Here is a 23,503-nt window from a genome sequence, read left to right on the forward strand (position 1 = left end):
AACCGGTTGTCTCCCGCCGGGACCCGGCCGGGAAGGTTCAGCGGCGAACCACCACCGGAACACCGTCAGGCTACCCGAGCCAACGCCCTGCTACCACACGACATTCCCAGCTTTTCCGGAACGAAACAGAGCAAAACCGTTACTGGGCGGGAGGTTGCGGACGAGCCTGCCCGAGCAGAGCCGAGAGCCGCACGTCCGGGGTCACGACATCGGGGTCCGTCCGCACGTCGATGACGCACGGCCGCTGCCGCACCAGAGCGCTGGCGATGATCGGCTCGAGCTCTTCACGATCGTCCACGGTGTACCCGGCCGCGCCCAGCCCACGCGCCCACGAAGCGAAGTCGGTCAGCGGGATGGAGACCCCGGTGAGCCGGCCGTAGGTGCGTGCCTGATGCATGGCAAGCGCGCCGTGGACGCCGTTCTGGAAGACGACCACCATGACCGGCGCCCGGTACCGGACGGCCGTTTCGATCTCCTGGCCGGTCATGAGCGTCCCGGCGTCCCCGACCATGGCCACGACGGTCCGCCGCGGCTCGGCCAGTTTCGCCGCGACGGCGGCCGGAACGGCGTAGCCCATGGCGGCGTTGCTCGGACCGAGCTGGCTGCGCGGCGCGGTGAAGCACCAGTAGCGGTGCATGAACTGCGCGAAGTTGCCGGCGTCGCTGGTCACGATGGTGTCCTCGGGCGCGAGCTTCCGCAGCGCGCGGACGACGTCCACGGGGTGCACCCGCGTGTTCCCACTGGTGTCGGGCGGGGTCATGAAGGTGTGGACGGCCGCGTTCGCCGCCGAGGCCCGCCGCGTCCGCGGCGACGCCACCTCCCGCAGCTCCCGCAGGAACGGTTCGACCTCGGAGTCGACGCGGAAGGTGAGTCCCCGCCGCTTCGGGCTGACGTCGATGCCGGTGCCGACCATGACCAGTGTCTGCTGCGCCGTCGGGTAGCGGTAGGCCTGGGTGGTCACCTCGTCGAGCTGGGTGCCGAGCGCGAGCACGAGGTCCGCGCGCTCGAGCGCGTCCAGCTGCCGCGCCGGGATGCCCAGCCCCAGGTGACCGGCGTACCGGGCGTGGTTTTCCGGGAAGGCGTCCTGCCGCCGGAAGGCGTTGTAGACGGGCAGCGCAAGCTCATCGGCGACGGCGATCAGCTCGTCCCGCGCCGACCGCGCCCGCCCGCCGACGATGACCACGGGATATTTCGCCTCGTCCACCAGCTGCGCCACGGCGTCAGCCGAACGGCCCAGCGTCCCGGACGCCGGCGGCCGCACCCGCGCCATCGGCTTCGCCGCGTCGTAGGGCATCCCCCAGATGTCGCAGGGCACACCGAGCACGACCGGCCCCGGCCGCCCTTCCTGCGACGTCGTCAGCGCGTGCGCGAGCAGCCCCGGCAGCCCGTCCGGGTCGGTCACCCGCAATGTCGACTTGGCGATCGACTCGAACATGGCCGTGAGGTCCGACGTCGGCAGCTCCCCCGAAGACGACCACACCGGCTCAGTCGCCGGCGTCTCCAGCAGCACGACCATCGGCGTCTCGTCCTGGTACGCCGTTTGGACGCCGATGGCCAGGCTCGCCGCACTCGGTCCCCGGCTCGCGAGCAGCACAGCAGGACGTTCGGTGAGCTTCCCTTCGGCCTCCGCCATGAACGCCGCGCCTGCATCGTGGCGCGCCGAGACCAGTGTGATCTCCCGCTCCCGCTGCAGGGCGTCGAGCAGTTCCAGGAACGACTCACCGACCACCGCGTACACGCGGCGGACACGCGCCTCGGTCAGGATCCGCACGGCCGTCTGGGCGACGGTCGCTCCCAGTTGGTATCTAATGAGGAGAGCTTAGGCGGGCACCGTTCAGTGCAGTCAAGTGATCTTCACCGAAACCGGACAAGGATAGGCCGAATGTCCGCTTTGACCGACTGCAAGCCGATCAAGGGAGCGAGGACCACCGACTTGGCCGCAACCGAACATGAAACTGTTTTTACTTATGGCGCACCGGCGTTGAAGTACGGCACCGGCGCCAGCGACGAGATCGGCTACGACCTCACCCAGTACGGCGCCCACCGCGTGCTCGTGGTGACGGATCCGCAGGTGGCCGCGACAGGCTGGCCCCGCCGCGTAGCCGACGGCATCGCGGGCTACGGCATCGAGACCGAGATCTTCGACGGCGTACACGTCGAACCCACCGATGTCAGCATGCAGAAGGCGGTTGACTTCGCCCGCGGAACGGGTCCATACGACGCCTTCGTCGCCGTCGGCGGGGGGTCGGCCATCGACACCGCCAAGGCGGCCAACCTCCTGACGAGCAACGACGGCGACCTGATGGACTACGTCAACGCCCCCGTCGGCGGCGGCCGCGCACCGGCCCAGCCGCTCAAGCCCTTGGTGGCGGTCCCCACCACCACCGGTACGGGCTCGGAGAGCACCACGGTCTGCGTCCTGGACGTCCTGTCCCTGCGCGTCAAGAGCGGAATCAGCCACCTGCGGCTGCGCCCGACCCTGGCGGTCGTCGACCCGCGGCTCACGGTCAGCCAGCCACCCGGTGTGACGGCCGCCAGCGGCATGGACATCCTCTGCCACGCGGCAGAGAGTTACACCGCCAAGCCGTACACCGAGTTCGACCGCAAGCGCCCGGAGCAGCGCGTGCCGTACTGCGGCTCGAACCCGCTGGCCGACATGTTCGCCGAGCAGTCCCTCCGGCTGCTGTCGTGGGCCCTCCCGGCCGCCGTGCGCGACGGTTCCGACCTCAAGGCCCGCGAAGCCATGGCCTTGGCCGCGACGTTCGCCGGCCTCGGCTTCGGCAACGCCGGCGTGCACATCCCGCACGCGAACGCCTACCCGATCGCCGGCCAGGTCAGGGATTTCCACCCGGACGGGTACCCGGGCGAAGAACCCATGGTCCCGCACGGTATGGCTGTCTCGCTGACCGCGCCCGCCGCATTCCGCTTCACCTTCGACGCAGCCCCGGACCGCCACCTGCGGGTCGCACGCTTGCTGGCGCCCGACTTCGAGTGGCCCGGCGACTTCGCCGACCACCTGCCCGCGGTGCTGATCGACCTGATGCGCCAGATCGGCATCCCGGACGGCATCGGTGCCGTGGGTTACACGGAGTCCGATGTGGACTCCCTCGTCGAGGGAACGCTCAAGCAGCAGCGTCTGCTGGCCACCGCGCCACGAGAGGCATCCGCCGACGACCTGTCGGGCATCCTGCGCGAGTCGGTGTCGCTGTGGTGAGCGAGTACCCGCACTGGCAGACGGTTCCGTTGCGCTGGAAGGACAACGACGTCTACGGGCACGTGAACAACGTCGTCCACTACTCGCTGATGGACACTGTGATCAACACCTGGCTCATCGAGCAAGGAGGCCTCGACATCCAAGCCGGGGCGGTGATCGGGCTGTGCGTCGAGTCGCACTGCGGGTATCACGCATCGGTGTCCTTTCCTGGTTCGTTGAGGGTCGGATTGCGGGTCGCGCACCTCGGGAAGTCCAGCGTCCGCTACGAAATCGGGATGTACACAGCCGACGAGTCCTTGGTCGCCGAAGGGCACTTCGTGCACGTCTTCGTGGACCGCGAGTCCCGCCGGCCGACGCCGGTCTCCGGTAAGCTGCGCGAGGCGTTGGAGGCACTGCAGCCTGGATGACACGCACCGCCGTTCGTTTCACCTCCCTTCGACGATGCTGGTTCCAGGCCGTATCTTCTTGCGCTTTCGATCATGCACGACGGCTCCGACAGAAACGGGCGATCGACCCGAGTTGTCCACAGGGCCACCGATCATCGGCGAGTTGTCCACAGATTCACCACGAGGGGTTCCGCACCCCCTCGACGGCGATAGGCTGGAAAGCGCATGAGATCGGTCCACAGTGGACGAGCTGTTTCCTCACCGGATCGGCTAGTAACACGGATGGCGACCTAGGCGTCGATCCGGTTGCGGCGGCAGAGTGGTGAGCCGACGGCTCGAAAGTGGTCCCGGACCCGTCGCCGGCAGGCGTCCCTGCGACGGTCACGGCACCCGAACACAGAAGTGGGCCAAAAGTGGTGGTCGCGCGTCCGCTTCCGGCAGACGCCCCGGGAGCGGACGCGCCACCGCCTTTGTGGCCAGGTGGAGACGACGGAGTTGTCGCCGGCAGGCGCCCCGCCGACGACTGAAATCCCCACCGCAACGGCCTGGTAGTGGTTGCGGTCCGCCGCCGGAAGGCGCCCCGCCGGCGGACCGCACCACTACCGCAGTCAGCCGCCTCCCGACACGGGGAGGCCGGCTGTCTGCACCAACAATCACGGCGCAGGCCAAGGACCGCGAGTGGCTCTGCGACCTGGCTCGGCGGTCGCGGCGGTTCCGCTCAGCGACCAGTACCCGAAGAGGGTGTGCCGCCCAAGAAGGGCAGCACCTCCTTGCCGTCAAAGAGCGAAGCAAGGGAAAGAAGGATCCCGGCCCCGCCGGTCTTGACATCCATCGAGAGGCGTAGCAACCGGTTGCCAGGGAACGCGAGGCCGCCCTTGTACGGCACCGCGTACCAACCCAGCCACGCCAGTTGCCGATCGATCGCGGCCGCGCGGCCCGGCAGCTCCGCGTCCGCGCTGGCAGCCAGGGCGACCGCCAACCCGCAACGGCCGTTGAGCAGGCCTGGGTGGACGACGAACTCGCCGAGGCACGCCTCGCGCAAGGCGGGAAGGCTGTCACGGGCCTCTGCGTCCGGCCGGTGCCGCGCCAACTGCTCGGCGACCACAAGGATCCCTGCGCTGCCGACGCCGAGGTGAGGCAGTGTCCGGGCGACGCCGTCTCGGACCTGCAGCGAGCCGTCGTCCGCCTCGATGCATTCCTCGAGGTCGCGGCATAGCGCCTGGTCGGCGAACGAGAGCCACGCCGACTCGCCGGTGCGCTCGAAGAGCCGGATGAACAGCAGTGCCGGCCCGGCCCAACCGGACAGCAGGCCGGCGCGAGCCGAGTTGCCGGGCGGCGCCGCAGTCTCAAGCGCCTCGGCCAGCCGGACGGCCGTTGCCAGCGCTTGGCGGCCGTACTCGTTGTCCTGGCGAACCGTCGCGAAGTGCAACATGGTCAGCCCGATGCCGGCCAGGCCGCTTTCCAGGGAGTGATCGCTCGTCTGCTCAACGAGCCGCGCGGACGACGCCAGCAGCTTGCCGGCTTGGTCGTGATAGCCGAAGTTCTCGAGCACGTAGGCGATGCCGGAGCTACCGTCGTAGAACCCGGGCCGGGTCGGCGGCTCACGACGGACTGCGTCGATCAGCCAGCGTTCGTGCTCGGGGAAGCGGCCGGCGCCGGCGACGTCGAGGGCGTGCAGCACGCCGGCGGCACCGACACCGAAGCACGCACCGCCGACGGAGAACTGTTCGATGTCGCCGGGGAACAGCCGGTCCTGGCGCGACGGGGTGGCGCTGGCCAGGATCGCCTCGGTCATCTGCTTGCGGACGAGCGGCCAGTCCGGTTTGTCGTGGTCGAGCTCGGTTTGGACCGGTGCGGGCTCCGCGGGGACATCACACGGGGCCAGCACCGCGACTGCGGCGTCGGCGTACCCCTCGGGCAGCGCGAACCGGTGTTCTACGAAGTCAGCGATCCGGCGCAGCTTCATCGGAGCGAGCTCCGCCAGCGGCAACAGCGGCAGAAACAACCACAGCCGCAACGCTGCCAGCGCGTGCTCGTCGACCTCGAACCCAGTGCAGTCGACTGGAGCACGGAAGCCGGGTGTGCCCAGGGCCGGGCGACCATCGACTTCGGCGTCGAATGACGACCCGAAGTCGGTCAGGGAGATGCGGTGGTGGTCGTCCTCGTCGATCAGGATGTTCGCGGGATGCAGGTCGCCTACGACGATGCCGCGGGCGTGGACTTCCGCGATCGCCTTCTCCACTCGCGCGACGATGTCCAGCGCGCTCCCCGCGTAGGCGGCGAGCTCGGCGGTTGTCGTTTTGCTCCTGGTCAGCGGGTAATTGCGGGGCAGCCAGCTGGTCAGCGAGATACCCGGCAGGTACTCCGTGGCCAGGTAGTGGCGCTCCGAGACGGCGAACTGCTCGACGACCCGCGGCACACCGGGGATGCCAGCGAGCCGACCGAGCATCTCGTGCTCTCGTCGCAGCCGCTCGACGGCGTCGATGCGGGCCTCGTCGAGCCCCGCGTGCGGGCGGGCCTCCTTGAGGATGACCTGGTCGCCTCCCGCCTTCGGGTCGGCGAGGTAGGTGCCGCCGCCGTTCGAGACGTGCAGCGGCTTCACCATGCGGTAGGGGAATCGGGCCGCGGCACCTCCTTGGCGTGTTGGCATGCTGCTTCGCAAACAGGGCGGCAGCTTGACCCAGTCGGGCACAGAGAACGTCGGCTCGCGCTTCTCCGGAACCAGCCGGCCGTCCGGCTTCCGGACTGCCGGGACTCGGTTGCCGTTGTGTTCCACCCACTGGTCGGCGAATCCGCCGTAACGCACGTAGAGGGGACCGTCGCCGAACCGCAAGCCGCTCGGAATACCGGGGCAGTGCTCGCCGTCCAGCCGTGTTGACAGGTCCGCGAGGACTCGCTCCAGTTCGTTGTGGTCGACTGGATAAATGGTAGCCAGCTCGATGCCGCTGTCGCCGAGTGCGTATTTCGAATTCCGCGCGAGCAGAGTCAGCAGTGAGCGGAGGTGCTTGTAGGCGACGGCGTGCTCGGCACAGGACTCGTAGACGTGCGCGAGTAGCCGGCCGGCGTTGTCCAGGCCGGCGGATACGTGGATCTGCCAGCCCTGAGCCGGAAGGATGTGGCCCGCCGGGTGCACCGTGCGCCACACTCCACGGTCGGTGGTCACCCAACCGGTGTCCGGCGCCCGGAACATCGTGGTGAAATTCTCGGCCGGCGCGCCGTTTTCCTGCTGTTCGTCGTAGAACAACGGGTCGGCGAAGCAAAATGCTTCGTAGCGCAGGTCCATCCGAGATACCCCTCCGTGCGATCCCCTGGACACCACGGTCCCGGGACGAAGAATATTCCCCCATGCCGGGCAGCTCTGGGCCAATCCGCCAACCCGGCGGTTCAACTGGGCTATCCGAGGTAGGCAAAAAGGACGTCTACCAGCCGGTAGACGAACCCAGGGTGATTTTGTCCAGTCCGGTCGCCACACGATAGTGGCCTAACGTGAAGATCTTTCCGGCGTTTCCGCAGGTCCGCCGAAGGGCAGCTCCAAATCCTCCGCCGAATTGGCAGAATGCCATCAACGCCGCTTCGTGATTGATTTTCGCGATAGGGGCCGAACACGTCGGGAACACTTTGGACGCAGGAGCACCGCGGGTGGTCCACGCCACGCCCGCGGCACCTCGGCAGCCGACCCCGCCGGTACCACGGAGTAAGTTGACGGCCGCGGACCGGAAGGAGGAACGGGTGATCTTCGGATTCGCCGTGGCGGTCGCCGTGGCTGCCACGGTCGTCGCGCTGTGGAGCTTCGTCCAGTCGGCTCGGAACCGGCTTCCGGACAACCCGCTTCTGATCGCGCTCGCGGTCCTCGAGCTGCTGCTGGTCGTTCAACTGGTGATCGGGATCGTGCTGCTCGCCAGTGGCGACCGGCCCGGCAGCCTGGCGACCTACCTGGCCTACCTGATCGGCTGCCTGGTCGTGCTGCCCGTGGGCGCCGCCTGGGCGCTGGCCGAGCGGAGCCGGTCGAGTACCGCCGTGCTCGGTATTGCCTGCTTGGCCGTCCCGGTGATGGTGCTGCGACTGAACGAGGTGTGGAGTGGAGCAACAGCGTAAGACGGCCAGCGGCCCCGGACGGGTGCTCGTCGCCGTGTACGCGATCTTCGCGCTGGCCGCGACGTCGCGGGCCGGCGTCCAGATCGGCACGAAGTTCCACGAAGCCCCGCTCGCCTACCTGCTGTCGGCGTTCGCCGCGGTCGTCTACATCGTCGCGACCATCGCGCTGGCCCGGCGCGGGGACGGCTGGTGGCGGGTGGCCCTCGTCGCCTGCTCCGTCGAACTGCTGGGCGTGCTGACCATCGGCACGCTGAGCCTCGTCGACGCCGCCGCCTTCCGGCACCCGACCGTCTGGTCCGTCTACGGCGAGGGTTACCTCTTCATCCCGCTGGTCCTGCCGATCGTCGGGCTGTACTGGCTGCGGAAGACCGCCCCGGTGAACGTCGCCGCCTGAAGCCGGCCGAGGACCAAGGGCCAAGGACGCCACTCAAGCGCGCGGAACAGTACGGGTACTGCACGTAGCCCACTCCGGGAAATAAATACGGATTCGACCGGCGACTTTCGTCGGTTCCGGACATTCGCCGGAAACTCGGACAATCTTCGAGTTCGGTCCCCACCGGCTTTCCCCACGCGGTTCTCCCCCCGCGTGAAAAGGAGTGAGCGTGAAATTCGGCAAGTTCGTCCTGCTGGCCGCGAGCACCGCACTGGCCGTCGTCGGTCTCGGCGGTCCGGCGGCCGCCGACAGCACCCCGCAGGCCCAGCCGTCGATCATCGGCGGCAGCACCGCCACCAGCGGGCCCTGGGCGGCCCGGCTGTTCGTCAACGGCCAGCAGAACTGCACCGCGACGATCATCGCCCCGCAGTACATCCTCACCGCCAAGCACTGCGTCAGCAGCTCCGGCACCTACACGTTCCGCATCGGCAGCCTGGACCAGTCGAGCGGCGGGACGATGGCCACCGGCTCCACCATCACGCGCTACCCCGGCTCCGCCGACCTGGCGATCGTCCGGCTCACCACCTCGGTGAACGCCACCTACTCGCCGCTCGGCAGCGTCGGTGACGTCTCGGTCGGGCAGAACGTCTCGGTCTACGGCTGGGGCGCGACGAGCCAGTGCGGCTCCGAGATCAACTGCCAGTCGCGCTACCTCAAGGTCGCGACCGTGCGGGTGAACTCGATCGGCTGTAGCGACTACACCGGTGGCGTCGCCGTGTGCGCGAACCGCGTCAACGGCATCACTGCCGGCGGGGACTCCGGTGGCCCGATGTTCGCCTCCGGCCGTCAGGTCGGTGTCGCGTCGACCAGTGACCGGTCGAACAACACCGCCTACACGAACATCACGCGTTATCGCAGCTGGATTTCGCAGGTCGCCGGCGTCTGATTCCCGACAGGAAAGGGTCCGGCCGCAAATGGCCGGGCCCTTTCCCGTCACGGCGTCACGACCTCACGACGTGGAAATGTCGTCGAGCTGTTCCGCGGCCGGCCGCACCGGGTAGAGGTCGCCGCCCGGCTCCACCGGGACCCGCGGCAACGCCGTGCGTGCGGCGCGATCGCCCGCGTCGGCCGCCGCGTGGAGGACGTCCAGTGCCGCGTACGGCCGGAAGTCCAGCTCGGGGTACGGCCACGCCTGCTGCCCCTGCGTCGCTCCCGGGATCAGGAAGTCGACCGCGCCGAACAGCGTCGCGCCGCTCGGTGCCGTGTAGTGCCACAGGTCGACGCCGACGTGCGTGCCGATCTGCGCGAGCCGCGTCAGCGCGACCAGGTTGAACGCCGAGTAGTGCCAGCTGCGGGTCCGGCTCGTCTCCTGCGGCTGCAGGCCGTCGGCCTGGATCTGCGGCGCGATCCGCTTCGGCCCGGCGTCCCGCGCGATGGACGCCGCCAGGTCCCGCTGGCCCGTGCCGAGGGCGAGGGCCGCGGCGAGCATGTCGTAGAAGCTGCCGTGGTTGTTCTGGGCCTTCGCCTCGTCGGTCCCGTTCTTGCTGGTGCGCAGCCAGTCCAGGAACTGCGTGTACCAGCCGGTCATGCCGGCCTGGTCGGTCTTCGTCCAGCCCGGCGCGCCGGTGGCCAGGATCGCGGTGGCGTCGACGACCTGGCTCAGCGTGTAGGAGAACTCGATGATGCCGATGCCGCGGCCGTCCACCTTGCACGGGATGCCCTGGGCGAAGTTCATGTTCGGGTTCATCTTCGTGGCCGCGTCGAGGAACCACGTGCGCAGGTCGAGCGACGCGCGCTGGGCGTACCGCGCGTCGCCTGTGTAGTACCAGGCGAGCGCCAGCCGGTAGATCGCGGCGAACGCCTCGCCGCGGTAGGCGTGGTCGGTGATCTCGTCGACGATCGGGTTGCGCTGGCCGTCACGCTGCACGAACGGGCAGCCCCACGGGTTCTCCGCGGTCGGCTCCGTCGTCGGCCACCAGTACGGCGCCAGGCTGAGGTAGTCGTGCTTGTCCCCGCTGGGCGGGACCTGTTTCTTCGAAGTCACGCTCCATGGCCCCGCCTTCAGGTCGGCCTTGGCCGCCGTCAGCAGGTTGTTCAGTGCCGTACGGGACGTCTTTTCGCCGACGAGCGCGGCGAACTTCGTGCGAAGCAGCTGCTGGCCGTCGAGGACGGCGGTCGCGGGTGCGCACACCGGCCCGATGATCGGGACGGTGCAGCCGGTGGGTCGCGACGCGGCCTCGGCCGGCGCGGCGAAAGAAGCGACGAGGCCGAGCGCAGCGAGCGCGGCCACGACGGTGTGGCGGAAAACCATGTCCGCTCCATTCACAAATATGAACAACAGACCTGTGAGTGAATGGAGCGTACGCATGTGAACGCGAACGAAGCAATGCCTGGTTCAGACCAAGTCAGCCGGCGAAGTCGCGCGGCCGGAAGAAGGCGACGAGCCGGGCGGTGCGGAGCGCGTCCCAGGGATCCGTCGTCGCGAGCACGGCCGCGGCCCCGGTGGGGAACTTGGTCTGGATTGCCGACGTCTCTTCGCCGAGACCGGCCAGGTGCAGGGTCAGGTCGCTGACGCCGGGCTCGTGCGAAACGAGCGCGAGCCTGGTGACGTCGGCCGGCGTCCGGCGAACGGCGTTCAGAAACTCGGGGACGTCGGCGCCGTAGAGATCTTCGTCGTACTCGACGGGTGGCGGCGCGGGCAGTTCGCCGCTCACGTGCCGCCAGGTTTCCCGCGTGCGACGCGCGGTGGAGCAGACGACCAGCTCGGGCACGTGCCCCTCCACCGCGAGCCACCGCCCGAGCCGCGGCGCGTCACGGAGACCGCGCGACGCCAGCGGCCGCTCGTGGTCGGGCAGGCCCTCCGACCAGTCCGACTTCGCGTGCCGGACCACGATGAGCCACCTGGTCGCGTCCATGCCCGCCACCCTAACGGCGAAGGGCCCTGGAGCGGATCGCTCCAGGGCCCTTCGCCAAGCCGAGCCGATCGCTACCGGAGCGGCAGGCCCAGCACCGAGATACGCGGCTCCTTCACCGGCGACAGCAGGCCGCTGCCCGCCGCCCCGGACACCACCGGGACCATCGGCACGTCCGCCCGCGGCGCGCTGGGCACACCCGGCAGCGCGACGTGGGGCGAACGAAGCCGCGCTTCAGCCGTGATCGGAGCAATCGAGGCCCTAGGCAACCTCGACGATCACGACGCACCGCACGACACCATGTGGCAACAGATCAGCACATTCCATTGTAAGTAACTGTGCGCTTAGGCATCGATGCTGATGACAGAGTCTTCCATGTCCAGTTATTTCGGGCTGGCTGACGATTCGGGCGCAAGCCGCGTCTTCCGGTTCCCACGTCACCTCCGACCTAATCGCCGGTGGTACGCCCTTCCCGTTCGGCCTTGGCCAGTTGCAGTGCTTCCGCGACAGCTGCGAACTCGTCGAGGGCAGCCTGGAGATCCTCGACGATCTCCTGCGCTATGACTTCGGGCGCCTGTAGCTCGTCCCTATCCTCGAGATCCGGGTCACGCATCCAGGTGATGTCGAGGTTCACCTTGTCCCGGGCGAGCAATTCCTCATAGGTGAAGCACCTGAACCGTTCCGACTCGGTGCGGTCGTGCCGATCTTCCGGGTTATAGACCTCGATGAACTCGTCGAGGTGCTGCGCCTCCAGTTTGTTTTGGCGCAGCGTGAAATGCTGGCCGGTACGGAAGTCGTACACCCAAAGCTTCGACGTCCATGGCTGCTCGGGACGAGCTCGCTTGCGATCGAAGAACAGGACGTTCGCCTTCACGCCGCCTGCGTAGAAGATCCCGGTTGGCAGGCGAAGCAGCGTGTGGACGTCGCAATCCTTGAGCAGCCGGCGCCTCAGCGTTTCCCCTGCGCCGCCTTCGAACAGCACGTTGTCCGGGACGACAACGGCCGCCCTGCCGTCGATCTTCAGCAGGTTGGCGATGTGCTGGACGAAGTTGAGCTGCTTGTTGCTGGTGGTAACCCAGAAGTCGGAGCGGTCGTAGCTGACGTCCTCGCGGCTGACCTTGCCGAACTCGTCGACCGTGGTGAATCCGGACTTCCGGCCGAAGGGCGGATTCGCCAGGACCACAGTTGCGCGCTCATCAGCAGCGGGCGGCTTGGCCAGCGCGTCGCGGACGTCGATCAGGGCCCTGCCGCCGGGCTCGCCGATGCCGTGCAGGAGCAAGTTCATCTGGGCCAGCCGAGCAGTACCGTGCACGAGCTCGGTACCGGAGATCCCACCGTTGCGGAGATGATGGGCATCCTCTTTGGACAGCTGGTCTCCGTGGTGGTGCTGAATATAGTCGTGCGCACCGAGCAAAAACCCACCCGTGCCGCACGCTGGGTCGATGATCGTGTCGTCCGGCCCCGGACGCATACAGCGAACCATCGCGTCGATGAGCGCACGGGGTGTGAAGTACTGGCCAGCGCCGGACTTGATGTCCTCAGCGCCTTTTTCCAGCAGCGCCTCGTACGCGTCGCCCTTGATGTCCACACCGGTTCCGGACCAGTTGACCTTGTCGATGAGATCGACGATCAGCCTCTTCAGTGTGGCGGCGTTGCGGATCTTGTTCTCGGCGCTGTGATAGATCAGCCCGAGCGCGGTGTCCGGCTTCTTGCCGAGCTGGCCAAGGATGTTCTCGTAACGCAACTTGAGATCGTCGGCGTCCGCGTCCAGCAACGTCTGCCAGCCGAGATGGCTCGGCACGATCTCCTTCTTGCCGCCCAACGACTTCCGCTCCGCGCGCTCCTGCGCCATCTTGAGGAACAGCAGCAGGGTCAGCTGGTCAACGTAGTCGATCGTCGAGACACCGTCGTGCCGGAGCACATGGCAGTAGCTCCACAGCTTGTCAACGAGCTGCTTCGCTTCGGCTGCGGTCTTGGGCACCGTCACAGCAGGGTCTCCTGGTTGGTCTTCTTGGCTCGGCGGGTGCGCTTGGGCCTGGGTTCTGCTGCCCGCTCAGTCCGGATACGGTCGAGTAGAACGGAGGCAGGCTCGTCGTTGGGGTCCTGCGGCACAATGCGGCCGGAGAAGGCGTCGGCGAGCAGTGAGCGGCGAAGTCGGTCAGCCCTTGCACTCATTGTTGCCAATTCAGAAGCCAGGCGAGATTGCGCGTTCTCGGCTTCAGCGATCTCCTGGACCAAGACCTGCTGGATTCGCTCGTTGGGGACTGGCACTGATATCGCCCGCAGCTTCTCTTGAGGAAGATGCTTGATTGTGCTACCGGTAAGCAGCCGCTCGGTAGCACCGGATCTTACAGCGTGCTCTATCATAAGTGAAACCCACTCGGCCACGATGCCGTCGTGCACCCGGACACGATGGAGAGCTTTCTGAAAGGCCAGCCTCTTGTGACTGCCGCGCCATACCGCGCATCGTCCAGGCTGCCCCCCCTCGCAGACCAAGATGTCGCCGTGTTTCAAGCTGAACTTCTGTTGTTCCTTCGATGTTAGCGGCACCGTCAGAATGCTGGACAGATCGAACGACTGCCATCGGACATTGACGTTGCGAAGGTATTCAGTTTGAGTCCCTTCGGTCCGCTTCGAATCCAGCATTTTGCCGAGCTGGGTCTCCGCAATCTCGGCGATCCTGTGAACTTTGGCGCCATGAGCGATGGCCATGGCGTGTGCCTCCGCTAATGCCGCCGAGCGGAGACTTTCGCGCCTTGCAGCGCAGCTTGCCAGGTAGCCACGGCCTACATCTAGGCGGGAGAGGTGTTCTTCGAGGGCAGCGACTATGCGCTGCTGCTCTACCAAGGGGGCTATGGGCATTCTGACGTCCTTAAGAGAACTCCCAGATATCCCAACTTGCCCAGCAGTCGTTCGGAGAACCCGTTCGACCGATGATCGGACCGCGGGGGAAGCAAAGGCAGCTACGAGGTATCTAGAGTCAATTATCGGCACGCGAACACGTATGAGTTTGTCCGGGTACGTCAGGTTCCCTACGTGGCTGGGCACCCGCGCGCAGACGCCAACGTACTCGCGACTTCCACTGTATCGCGTAAAAAGCAAGTCGCCTGGAAGAAGTAGGTCGCCTTGTGTCCGAAGCTCATCCTGATTCTTCCCACTGTAGCGAATGTCGTCAAAATCGAGCTGCATTGAACGCACCGAGCTGATGCGAAGGATGGGAACCCCGTCGGGCTGAGTTCCCGGTCTGGATACGAAGATACCATTTTTGACCGAGCTGGCGATCTCGCCCAATGTTGCCCATTCCCAGCCTGGTGGTAGATCGCTCATGCGGGCAACGTCCTGTTCAGCTCGTCCAGCAGTTCCTCAGCGCGGTCGTCGCCGAACTCACGGATGAAGCCGTCGGCGCCGCCACGCTCGGTGAACGGTACGCCATCCAGATCGTCGTGCGTCACGCACAGGCGGCTCGCGAGGGTCACCGCGATCTTGTCGATCCACCAGACCTGGTCGCCGGTGAACCGCGTACCTTGCTGCTCTTGCCGCGCCAGCCAGTTCCTGAGGTTCTCCTCCACGGAGATCCGGTACGTCCGCAACTCGGAGTCCAGCCCGAGCTCGTAGCGCAGAATGGCCATCAGCTCCGGCACGCCCTTGCGGCCACCGTTGCCCTTGGCGATGCCCAGCCGCTGGTAGGCCCGCCAGAGGAGTTCCGGCGTCCACCGGTAAGGCGGCGACTCGATCTTTGCGGCCAACCGCGTCAAGGACTTGTACACGCTGGCGGGATCACGCGCGGGTTCGCTGAAAGCTACCCGCAGTGCGGCGATCTCGTCGGCGTTGTCGGCCATGTACTGACGCCAGTCCTCGACCGTCTGCTGTGGCGCATGCTCGCCGATCAGCCGTGCCTCCACCGAGATCACCCGATCGGCCGAGTACTCGTCGTACGGCAGGTCGTACTTGCGCCGAATGGTGAGGATGCGTTCCCGCAGCTCAGGGCGCTCGGCCAAGGTGCGAACGGCATCAAGCACCAGCTGTCGCTGCGCTTGCTCAGCCCCGGATTGGAACGCTCGCTCCTGCGCCTCCTCGTCGGTTGCCCGCTCCAGGCCCTGCGTGATCTCCGTGACCGTCTCGCCTCCCGCCAGCTCGGCAAGTTCGGCCCGCTCCTCGGGCGTGATCTGCCGGTTCAGCTTCGCCAGCCGCGATCCGAGTGCGGCAGCCTCCTCCACGGTGATGCCCTGGCTTGCCACCTTGTTCAGCAGCTTCTCCAGGCTGACCTGCCGCTGACTCGCCGGCTGCAAGGGCCGGGAGTCGACCAGTGGGTGGTCGGTGACACCGACCGGGTCGACCAGCAGAAACTTCTCCTTCGCCCGCGCGTCCGGCGTCACCCGCTGGAACTCGTCGATATCGATCGTGCGCGCGCCACGGCCCTTCATCTGCTCGAAGTAGGTCGCGCTCGAGACCCCACGCAGGAACAACACACACTCCAGCGGCTTGACATCGGTGCCGGTGGCGATCATGTCGACAGTCACCGCGATCCGGAACGCCGCGTCATTGCGGAAGTCCGAAATCAGCTGCTCGGAATTCTCGGCGCGGTAGGTGATCTTCGCGCAGAACGTGTTGTCGCCGCCGAAGATCTCCCGCACGATGTCGACGATGTCGTCGGCGTGCTGATCGGTTTTGGCGAAGATCAGAGTCTTGGGCACATGGTGACGGTGCGGGAAGTACTGACGCCAGTCGTCGTGGAACCGCTGGATCACCGTCCGGATCTGGCTCGGGTTCATGACCGTACGCCCGATCGCATCCGCACTGTAATCCAAGTTCGTATCGAGCTGTTCGTAACGTTCACGGCGGGTGTGCAGGTCAACGATCCGAACGGGCACGTTCGCCGGGATGCTGCCGCCCTGCTCACCGACCACGGTCTTGATCCGCATGATGTCAAAGTCGACGTTCACGCTGTCCGCGACCGCCTGCCGGTAGGTGTACTGGCTGACCAGGTTCTCGTGGAAGAACCCGAACGTCTGCGCCACCGGGGTGGCGGTGAGACCGACCATGTGCGCGTCGAAGTACTCCAACACAGCGCGCCACCTGCCGTAGATCGACCGATGACACTCGTCCACGATCACCAGGTCAAAGAACTCCGGTGAGAGCGTCGCGTTGTAGTTCACCTCGACGGCGTCGTCCACGTCGTAATCGTCGGCCGCGTCGTCATCCGGCACGTCCTCGCCGCGCAGTATCGAGTAGAGCCGTTGCACTGTGCTGATCACCACGTGCGTCGAGTCCAGCACAACGTCACTGCGCAGCCGCTGCACGTTGTACATCTCTCCGAACGGACTCCCGTCCTCCGGCGTCCGGAAGTTGTCGAACTCGTTCTGCGCCTGACGGCCGAGGTTGTTGCGGTCGACCAGGAAAAGCACGCGCTTCGCACCGGCATACCGAAGCAACCGGTAAGTCTCGGTGACCATGGTGAACGTCTTGCCCGCGCCGGTCGCCATCTGGATCAACGCCCGCGGGCGATCGTCGGCGAGAGACTGCTCAAGCCCGGTGATCGCCTCGACCTGGGCGGCCCGAAGGCCCTCGGTGAGCAGGTCGGGCATGCGCCGCAGCCGGTGCCGGAACGTGGGTGCCGCCACATCGGACTCGGCTTCGCGCATCCAACGAGAGACAGTGCCCGGCTGGTGGAACGAGAAAACCCTGCGCGCCCGCCCGATCGGGTCGAGATCGTTCGTAAACCGCGTCTCCACCGCTGTGGACTCGTAGACGAACGGCAATGAACTGCGCCAGGCGGCCAGCCGTTGGCCGGCATCCAGTCCGGACGCGTAGCGTCGAGACTGCCTGTCGACCCCGCCCAGGCTCTCGCCTTCCCGCTTTGCCTCAATGACGCCAACCAGCTTCGTGTCGACGTAGAGGAGATAGTCCGCACGCCCGGTCGCCGTCGGTACTTCGCGGACCGCGACACCCTGCGCGGCGAACACGTTGGTGGCCGCCCGGGCCTGCACGACCCAGCCCGCGTCGGCAAGCATGCGGTCGATGATGCGCCGGACCTGCGCCTCGGTGAGCCGAGGGCGGCTCGCAATCGTGGCCCGCTCGACGTACTCCTCGCGCAACGCCGAGTCGATAGGTGCGGCCGCGGCTGCCTCCGCACCGAGCTGCCGTTGCAGATCATCCACCTTGGTGGACAGCTGCTTGATCAGCTCCGGCATCCCGGCCTGGGCCTGGACCGCACGCAGGATCTCCCGGTTCGCCACTGCCTGTGCCGCGGCTTCGGCCGCCGCCTTAGAGGTCTGCTCGTCGATCGTCGTCTTCATCTCGACGAGCTCGGCGTGGTACTTGCTCAGCAGCTGGCGCAACTCCTGCAACGCCTGCGATTCCTCCGGACCCGCAGGCTCGGCCGGCCCCCCTGGCTGAGGTGGCACGAAAGCTGGAGCGGCGTCGCGGTCACCACTGACGGTTCGGCTGAACCAGGCGCCGAGCTCATAGCAGGCTCGGACAAGCTGCAGCGCGTCGCGCTGGGCCGCGTATCCTTCGTGTACGGCCTGGTTCCCGATCTTGCGGACGTCATCGAACCAGCGGCGGACGCGTGTGGTAACGAAGCCCTGGTCGCTTAGCACTTTCAGGCGCTGGAACTGCTTGTCCGGCATGTTCGGAATACCGAACTCGATGAACGCCTTTGCCGTCAGCGCCTCACCGAACAAACGGCACTTGAACATGGCCGTATTCGGGTCGGTGAACAGCGCGGCCTCCGCTGCAGCACCATGAACAACCAGTACCGGCTCGTACGTCAGCAGGTAGCCGAAGTTCGCAGTGCGTTCGGCCAGCTCCCGAACCTGCTGGTCCGCCCCCAAATCATCGCTCCTCGCTGTCTGACTGCATGCTGCTCCGCTGTATCTGGCGTAGCTCAGTAAGATCGCGCAGTGCGAGAGTCATGTTACAACCTAACCAGTCGGACAGCTTGACTTCGCCACACGCACAGCAACCGCGGCGAAACGATGGCCGTCGGAGACCTCACCAGGCACGCCATGACCGAGCACCGCGCGACTTCGCCAGGCTCGACTGACGTCTGGCACCCGAAGACCGCACCGCAGCCAAGGCCGGTCCCAGCCGACCAATCAATTGCGCACGTTAGTCGACCTGCGGAACGGGCCCGCCTGGCTCTTCTCGTGCCCAGGTGCTCGATCATTTCCTCGTTGAGTGCGGTCTCCAGAACGTTGACCTGAACAGTTCAGCAACCCGTCCGGACCAGGTCAAAGCAAACCCACGCGCCTTTGCCTCAGCCACCATCATCGCAGCGACGGCGACAGCTGCCGCGACGCTTGGACTCACTCTGGCGTGGACTACGAGCTCCGATGCCATCACTCACAGTGCCCATCCCACTGAATCCAGCCCGGCGCCTCATGCCGACAACATCGATCCTGGAAGTGCCCCTGTCTTGCATATGAATGAGGTGCGTGACCATGACATCGGATGGTGGAGTGTTCAGGCGGTGTGGGTGCCGGTGCCCGGTGACGGGAAGGCAGCTGGGTGCGCGCTGTCGCCGGTTGAGCGAACCAGGGCATGGCTCGTGGTGGTTCGCGGTCGAAGGGTTGCGCGCTCCGGACGGGTCTAGCTCGCGGGTGCGCCGCGGTAGCTACGCCTCGGAAGAGGCCGCCAGGGCCGCCCGGAACCAGGTCGCGGCGACGGCCAAGGGCATCGGGCTGACGACCGGTCACTGGCTGGAGTACTGGATCACCAACTGCAAGTTAAGTCCCAGGACGCGCCGGTCTTACCGGCAGCACGTCCTCACGTACCTGCTCCCGCAGCTCGGTGATCTGCCGCTAGTGACGCTCGGCGTGAGCGACGTGGCAGAAGGCGTTGACCGCGATCGCGGCCGGGAGCGGGTCTCGGTATGGGCATCTGGCGCCGTCGACGGTGACGCGAGTCCGCGCGACATTGAGCTCCGCCCTTACCGACGCGGTCGGTCACAGACTACTGGCGCACAACCCGGCACGAGGCCGAAAGATCAAGCTCCCGAAAGCAGTGAAGCCGCGACCGTATGTGTGGACCGACGAGCGGGTAGCACGCTGGCGGGCAACCGGATGGCGCCCCGGACCGGTATGCGTGTGGACCCAAGAGCAGACAATCGAGTTCCTCAGCGCCATCACCGGACACAAGCGCTACCTCTACTACCACCTCGTGGCCGTCACCGGCCGACGCCGCGGCGAAGCCGCCGCCTTGCGCGAGGTCGACGTGGACCTGCGGCACAACGAACTGTTCGTCATCACCAGACCCGACCCCGAAGAGCATGAAGACGACGACGGAAAGCTGAAGAGCCCCCACAGCACACGGACCATCGCTCTCGACCACGTCACCGCCAGCCTGGTGCGGCGCCACCTCACGGCTGAAGCCGGGCTGCCTGCAGGACCAGATGGAGAGCGGTACCTGTTCACCACACGTACGGTGATGCCATGCCGGCGTGACCGGTTCACCCACGAGTTCGAGAACCTCCTGGTCGAGCGCACGAACCTGCCGCCGATCCGGCTACACGATCTCGGCCATGGCGCGGCCTCTCTGTCGCTGGCCGCCGGCAACGACCTCAAGAGCGTTCAGGACATGCTCGGACACGCCTCGATGTCCTTCACTGCCGACTACTACGTCTCGCTCTACCCCGGCACCCGCCACTAAGCCGCCTAGAAGATCAGCGCGTCCCTGTTCGCCGCGCCGCACGGCCGTACGCACCGGACTCGGCTCCCGCTCCACTGCCGACGCGTAGCGGGCAGTGCCGCACAGTGCCGTCACATGTCGACAACTGCCGCAGAACCGGACCCTCGGACGACAAATCCGCAGGTTCGCCGCCTCGCTGAGCACCAAATATTGACCCTGAGCTGGGGAAACACGGTCACGCGATGGCGACGGCCCAGCACCAGGGGACTCCGATGCGTCTCCGTTACGCGCCCAGTGCCGAACCGCTCCGGCACCGCCGGCCACACCCACGGGCACACCAGGCCCGACGAACACAGACGCGGAACCACACCCAGAGGGCGCCGACCGCCCACCGCCACAACGACGATTTCCCCGCAGCAGCAACAACAACGACTGCCGCCGCCAAATCGAACATCCAGTGCCGACGTGCACTCACAGGCCAACCCGTTCGCCGGAGCCTACGGCTGCGGACACACCGGGCCACACAGATCCACCTGACCTGCAGAAAGATCACCAAACCGAACTTTTCCGCAGGTCAGACGCATGATTGTAGTGGGCCGCCTGGGGCTCGAACCCAGAACCTACGGATTAAAAGTCCGCAGCTCTACCAATTGAGCTAACGGCCCGTACCCCCAGTTTAGCCAGGCCCCGGTCAGCCCCTCACACTCCGGGTCCGGCTGACGCTCCAGCGAAGGTCAGCACGTCGTGCTCGACAGGATCGTCCGAGGGGATGTACGCCGCGTTCAGTCCGCCGAAGTGACAGCCGACGCGGTGCGCGACCGGGCCGCGTTCGTGCCCTGATCCTCTGTGGACGAACGCGCGGGGCCCGGCTGGGCCCCGCGCGTCACGCCGTCAGCACTGGACGATCAGGCCCGTGTACGCAGTGCACTTCTTCGACGCCTTGTCGTTGGCCGCTTCCGGGTCTGCCGGTGCGCTCGCCGCTCGCTGGGCTGTCGCCGTGAACGCGCCCCATGCGAAGAAGCCGCCCTCGGACGTGAACTTGACCGTGGCCGACGTGCCTGGGGCCAGGGTGCCGATCGCGCAGTTCAGCGTCGCGCCCGAGCGGGTGCAGCCCGTCGTCGACGCGACCGTGCGGCCCGCACCCGGGTTGGCCGTCACGCGGACGCCCGTCGCGGTGGCCGGGCCGGTGTTCGACACCTTGATCACGTAGTCGACGCGGGCGACCAGGCTCGCGCGCGGGGTGGCGGTCAGCGCGACCTTGACGTCGGCCTCGTCCGGCGGGGCGATCGTGACGGCCGGGCCGTCTTCCACGCTGAACGCGTAGTTGTCGCCGGCGAACTGGTGCTGGAGGGTGAACTGGCCGGGCGCGACGTCGTCCTTGACGCGCAAGGTGAACGTCACCGTCCGGCTCTCGCCCGCGCCCAGGTCGCCGACGCCGCCGCGGAAGCTGCTGAGGTAGGGCGCGCACGGTGCGATCGCGCCGGCGCAGGAGACCAGGTCCACCACGTCGGCGATCGGCTTCTCCTTCACGTAGAGCGCCGCCTTCGCGCCCGTGACCGTGAAGTCCGTCGGGTTGGTCAGCTGCTCCGTGACCGTGAACGTGGTGCCCGCACGCACGGTGGTCGCGCTGACGTCGATCGTGCTCGCGGGCGGGGCCGCGGACGCGACGGCGGGCGCCACGCACAGGGCCGCGGTCGTCAGCGCGGCCAGCACAGCGGTTCTTCGTCCGGTTCGCTGCATATTGGTGATCTCCTGGTTCCGAACCGAGGGGTGCCGCTCCGACCGGTGAAACTGGCGTGCGCAGCAGGGTGACGAAGATCAGATCGTCGCACCCCGAAATTCGTTACCGGGTTCGCGAAACCGTGCTTGAACTGGGGTTTTGCGCAGGTTGCCCGGTCACCGACCACCCGGCCGAACCGAAACTGTCGGACCCCTGTGGCACGCTCCGCTCATGACCGAACACACGATCCCGGTAACGCCTCCCCCGCGCCTGACCGGGCCCAGGACCGACCCGGCTCCGGTCGCGGACGAGCGTCAGGCGCTCACCGAGACCCTCGACTACTACCGGCGCACCTTCGAGCTGAAGTGCGCCGGTCTGAACGCGGCGCAGCTGTCCGAGCGCTCGGTGCCACCGTCCACATTGACCCTGCACGGGCTGCTGCGGCACCTCACCGGCTGCGAACGCTGGTGGTTCCGGATCCAGTTCACCGGCGAGGACGTCCCGAACCTCTACTACTCCGACGACGACCCGGAGCAGGACTTCACGGACCTCGGCGGCGACGTCGACGAGGCGTTCTCGTTGTGGCACGCCGAATGCGCGCGCTCCCGCGAGATCGTCGCGGCCAGCTCGCTGGAGCAGACAGGCACCCGGCGCAGCACCGGCGAACCGTTCACCCTGCGCTGGCTGATGCTGCGGATGATCGGCGAGTACGCGCGGCACATCGGCCAGGCGGACCTGGTCCGCGAGCGGATCGACGGCGCAACCGGCGAGTGACGGCTCAGGCGGCTGCCGACCGGCGGCGGAAGCGCGAAAGGAGGCTGACCACGAGGGGAATGACGATCCAGCACGCGTAGGCCCAGTGCGTGAAGAATGCGACCGGGATCGAGACGGCGAAGGCGGCGGTCATCGCACCGATCCCGCGGTAGACCGCGCCGAAGAGCTCCGGCGGGGTGTCCGCGCGGTACAGGCGGTTCCGCTGGATCTGCCGGGCCATGAGAAGGAACAGCGTCAACGCGATGACCTGCACGACGGCGTAGAAGACGAACCGGAACTCGAACGCCCCGTCTTCGGCGATCACCTTGGTGGCGAACGGCATGATCACCTGCATCAGGAGCCAGCCGAAGGAGAGGCGGGCGAGGCCGCCGCCGAGCGTGGTGACGTAGTTGAACAGGCGGTGGTGGGCACGCCAGTGGCCGCCGATGACGATGAAGCTGATCAGGAAGGAGACGTATTCGGACTGGTGATGACCGAGTGACCGCAGCAGTTCGGCGCTGGTGGCGCCCTCCGGCAGCGGCAGCTCGAGCGCGAGCAGCGTGATCGCGATGGCGACGACGGCGTCCGAGAAGAAGGTCAGCCGTTCGGCGGCGATGGCCCGGGATTCGGAGCCGGCGGTGTCCTCGGTGGACGGGGCGCTGGTCATGGCGGATGAGCGTGCCAGACCCGGTCGTGCGGCCGCCGCCGAGGGCGGGCGCGTGCGATGCTGACGCCATGACCGTCGACCGCGATTCGGGACTCCTGTCCCCGGTACGGGCCGGTACGCCGGCCGAAGCGTCGACCGGAGACGAGGCCTGGCTGCGCGCGATGCTCGACGCCGAGTCGGCGCTCGCGCGGGCGCAGGCGCGGCTCGGCACGGTGCCGCCGGAGGCCGCGGAGGCGATCACCGAGGCCGCGGGTAAGGCGCGGATCGACGTCGCCGGGCTGGCGCGCGGGGCGCGGGCGACCGCGAACCCGGTGGTCGGCCTGGTGAAGGCGCTGACGTCGGCCGTCGGCGAGCTCGCACCCGGCGCTGCCGAGTACGTGCACCGCGGCTCGACCAGCCAGGACATCTTCGACACCGCGATGATGCTGGTGGCCGACCGGACGCTGCGGCCGCTCGCCGCCGACCTCGACGCGACGGCCGAGGCCCTGGCCGGGCTGGCCCGCGCGCACCGGGACACGACCATGGCCGGCCGGACGCTGACGGCCCACGCGGTGCCGACGACGTTCGGGCTGAAGGCCGCGGGCTGGCGGCAGCTGGTGCTGGACGCGGCCGTCCGCATCCGGCGCGTCCTGGACGGCGGGCTGCCGGTCTCGCTGGGCGGCGCGGCCGGAACGCTGGCGGCGTACGTCGAGTACGCACGCCTGGCCGGCGACGCGAGCGGGGGCGGGGGCGGGGGCGGGGGCGGGGGCGGGGGC

18 protein-coding genes and 1 tRNA gene are annotated in these 23,503 nt (G+C 67.4%); 8 read left to right on the forward strand and 11 right to left on the reverse strand.

Translation table 11 applies throughout. The annotated features are described in order from the left end of the window. Nucleotides 1-139: 139 nt before the first annotated feature. Entirely contained in the window at nt 140-1,798 is a 1,659-nt protein-coding gene (locus ACWEF6_RS23065) for a thiamine pyrophosphate-binding protein (protein WP_310968495.1), read from the reverse strand. A gap of 183 nt (nt 1,799-1,981) precedes the next feature. Between ACWEF6_RS23065 and ACWEF6_RS23070 the strand changes: the two genes are divergently transcribed. Next, a complete protein-coding gene (locus ACWEF6_RS23070; protein ID WP_449684839.1) occupies nt 1,982-3,214 on the forward strand; it encodes a hydroxyacid-oxoacid transhydrogenase in 1,233 nt (410 codons plus the stop codon). Continuing rightward, nucleotides 3,208-3,621 carry an acyl-CoA thioesterase gene (locus tag ACWEF6_RS23075; protein ID WP_449684840.1) on the forward strand — a complete coding sequence of 138 codons (414 nt, stop codon included), beginning with the start codon at nt 3,208-3,210 and terminating at the stop codon, nt 3,619-3,621. Before ACWEF6_RS23070 ends, ACWEF6_RS23075 begins: the two co-directional genes overlap by 7 nt. Nucleotides 3,622-4,318: 697 nt before the next feature. Here ACWEF6_RS23075 and lanKC read toward each other — a convergent pair. Beyond that, the gene (gene lanKC / locus ACWEF6_RS23080; protein WP_449684841.1) at nt 4,319-6,883 is read right to left on the reverse strand and encodes a class III lanthionine synthetase LanKC; all 2,565 of its coding nucleotides are present in this window, start codon (nt 6,881-6,883) and stop codon (nt 4,319-4,321) included. Between the two features lie 446 nt (nt 6,884-7,329). Here lanKC and ACWEF6_RS23085 point away from each other — a divergent pair, with 446 nt between their 5' ends. The 3 genes from ACWEF6_RS23085 (at nt 7,330) to ACWEF6_RS23095 (ending at nt 9,014) form a co-directional block, all read left to right on the forward strand. Beyond that, the gene (locus ACWEF6_RS23085) at nt 7,330-7,695 is read left to right on the forward strand and encodes a hypothetical protein (protein WP_449684842.1); all 366 of its coding nucleotides are present in this window, start codon (nt 7,330-7,332) and stop codon (nt 7,693-7,695) included. 22 nt (nt 7,696-7,717) lie between these two features. Beyond that, complete coding sequence (locus tag ACWEF6_RS23090; RefSeq protein WP_449684858.1) at nt 7,718-8,089, forward strand: hypothetical protein; 372 nt, start codon at nt 7,718-7,720, stop codon at nt 8,087-8,089. Nucleotides 8,090-8,297: 208 nt separating this feature from the next. Further along, nucleotides 8,298-9,014, forward strand: a complete 717-nt coding sequence (locus ACWEF6_RS23095) for a S1 family peptidase (protein ID WP_310968028.1) — start codon at nt 8,298-8,300, stop codon at nt 9,012-9,014. A gap of 63 nt (nt 9,015-9,077) precedes the next feature. Here the strand turns inward: ACWEF6_RS23095 and ACWEF6_RS23100 are convergent, their stop codons facing one another. The 6 genes from ACWEF6_RS23100 to ACWEF6_RS23125 form a co-directional block, all read right to left on the reverse strand. Next, nucleotides 9,078-10,379 carry an alginate lyase family protein gene (locus ACWEF6_RS23100; RefSeq protein ID WP_449684843.1) on the reverse strand — a complete coding sequence of 434 codons (1,302 nt, stop codon included), beginning with the start codon at nt 10,377-10,379 and terminating at the stop codon, nt 9,078-9,080. A 94-nt stretch (nt 10,380-10,473) separates the two neighbouring features. Then, nucleotides 10,474-10,983, reverse strand: a complete 510-nt coding sequence (locus ACWEF6_RS23105; protein WP_449684844.1) for a SixA phosphatase family protein — start codon at nt 10,981-10,983, stop codon at nt 10,474-10,476. Between the two features lie 71 nt (nt 10,984-11,054). After that, nucleotides 11,055-11,177, reverse strand: coding sequence for a hypothetical protein (locus tag ACWEF6_RS23110; RefSeq protein ID WP_449684845.1), 123 nt, complete (start codon nt 11,175-11,177; stop codon nt 11,055-11,057). 251 nt (nt 11,178-11,428) lie between these two features. Continuing rightward, a complete protein-coding gene (locus tag ACWEF6_RS23115; RefSeq protein WP_449684846.1) occupies nt 11,429-12,967 on the reverse strand; it encodes an N-6 DNA methylase in 1,539 nt (512 codons plus the stop codon). Then, a complete protein-coding gene (locus tag ACWEF6_RS23120; protein ID WP_449684847.1) occupies nt 12,964-13,692 on the reverse strand; it encodes a restriction endonuclease subunit S in 729 nt (242 codons plus the stop codon). Before ACWEF6_RS23120 ends, ACWEF6_RS23115 begins: the two co-directional genes overlap by 4 nt. 611 nt (nt 13,693-14,303) lie before the next feature. Continuing rightward, nucleotides 14,304-17,813 (reverse strand): DEAD/DEAH box helicase family protein, encoded by a 3,510-nt coding sequence (locus tag ACWEF6_RS23125; RefSeq protein ID WP_449684848.1) that lies wholly within the window; start codon nt 17,811-17,813, stop codon nt 14,304-14,306. Nucleotides 17,814-19,065: 1,252 nt separating this feature from the next. Here ACWEF6_RS23125 and ACWEF6_RS23130 point away from each other — a divergent pair. After that, on the forward strand, nt 19,066-19,629 hold the full coding sequence (locus ACWEF6_RS23130; RefSeq protein WP_449684849.1) for a site-specific integrase: 564 nt from the start codon (nt 19,066-19,068) through the stop codon (nt 19,627-19,629). Between the two features lie 571 nt (nt 19,630-20,200). Here ACWEF6_RS23130 and ACWEF6_RS23135 read toward each other — a convergent pair. Next, nucleotides 20,201-20,273: transfer RNA gene (locus tag ACWEF6_RS23135), tRNA-Lys, on the reverse strand. A gap of 226 nt (nt 20,274-20,499) precedes the next feature. Further along, a complete protein-coding gene (locus tag ACWEF6_RS23140) occupies nt 20,500-21,348 on the reverse strand; it encodes a hypothetical protein (protein WP_449684850.1) in 849 nt (282 codons plus the stop codon). A gap of 211 nt (nt 21,349-21,559) precedes the next feature. On the opposite strand from ACWEF6_RS23140, the gene ACWEF6_RS23145 reads away from it, so the two are divergent. Then, nucleotides 21,560-22,102 (forward strand): DinB family protein, encoded by a 543-nt coding sequence (locus ACWEF6_RS23145; RefSeq protein ID WP_449684851.1) that lies wholly within the window; start codon nt 21,560-21,562, stop codon nt 22,100-22,102. A gap of 4 nt (nt 22,103-22,106) precedes the next feature. Here ACWEF6_RS23145 and ACWEF6_RS23150 read toward each other — a convergent pair whose 3' ends face one another. After that, nucleotides 22,107-22,748, reverse strand: a complete 642-nt coding sequence (locus ACWEF6_RS23150) for a TMEM175 family protein (protein WP_449684852.1) — start codon at nt 22,746-22,748, stop codon at nt 22,107-22,109. Between the two features lie 68 nt (nt 22,749-22,816). Here ACWEF6_RS23150 and ACWEF6_RS23155 point away from each other — a divergent pair. After that, on the forward strand, nt 22,817-23,503 hold a 687-nt coding region (locus ACWEF6_RS23155), incomplete at its 3' end, for a lyase family protein (protein WP_449684853.1).

Source organism: Amycolatopsis sp. NPDC004772 (assembly GCF_053601215.1).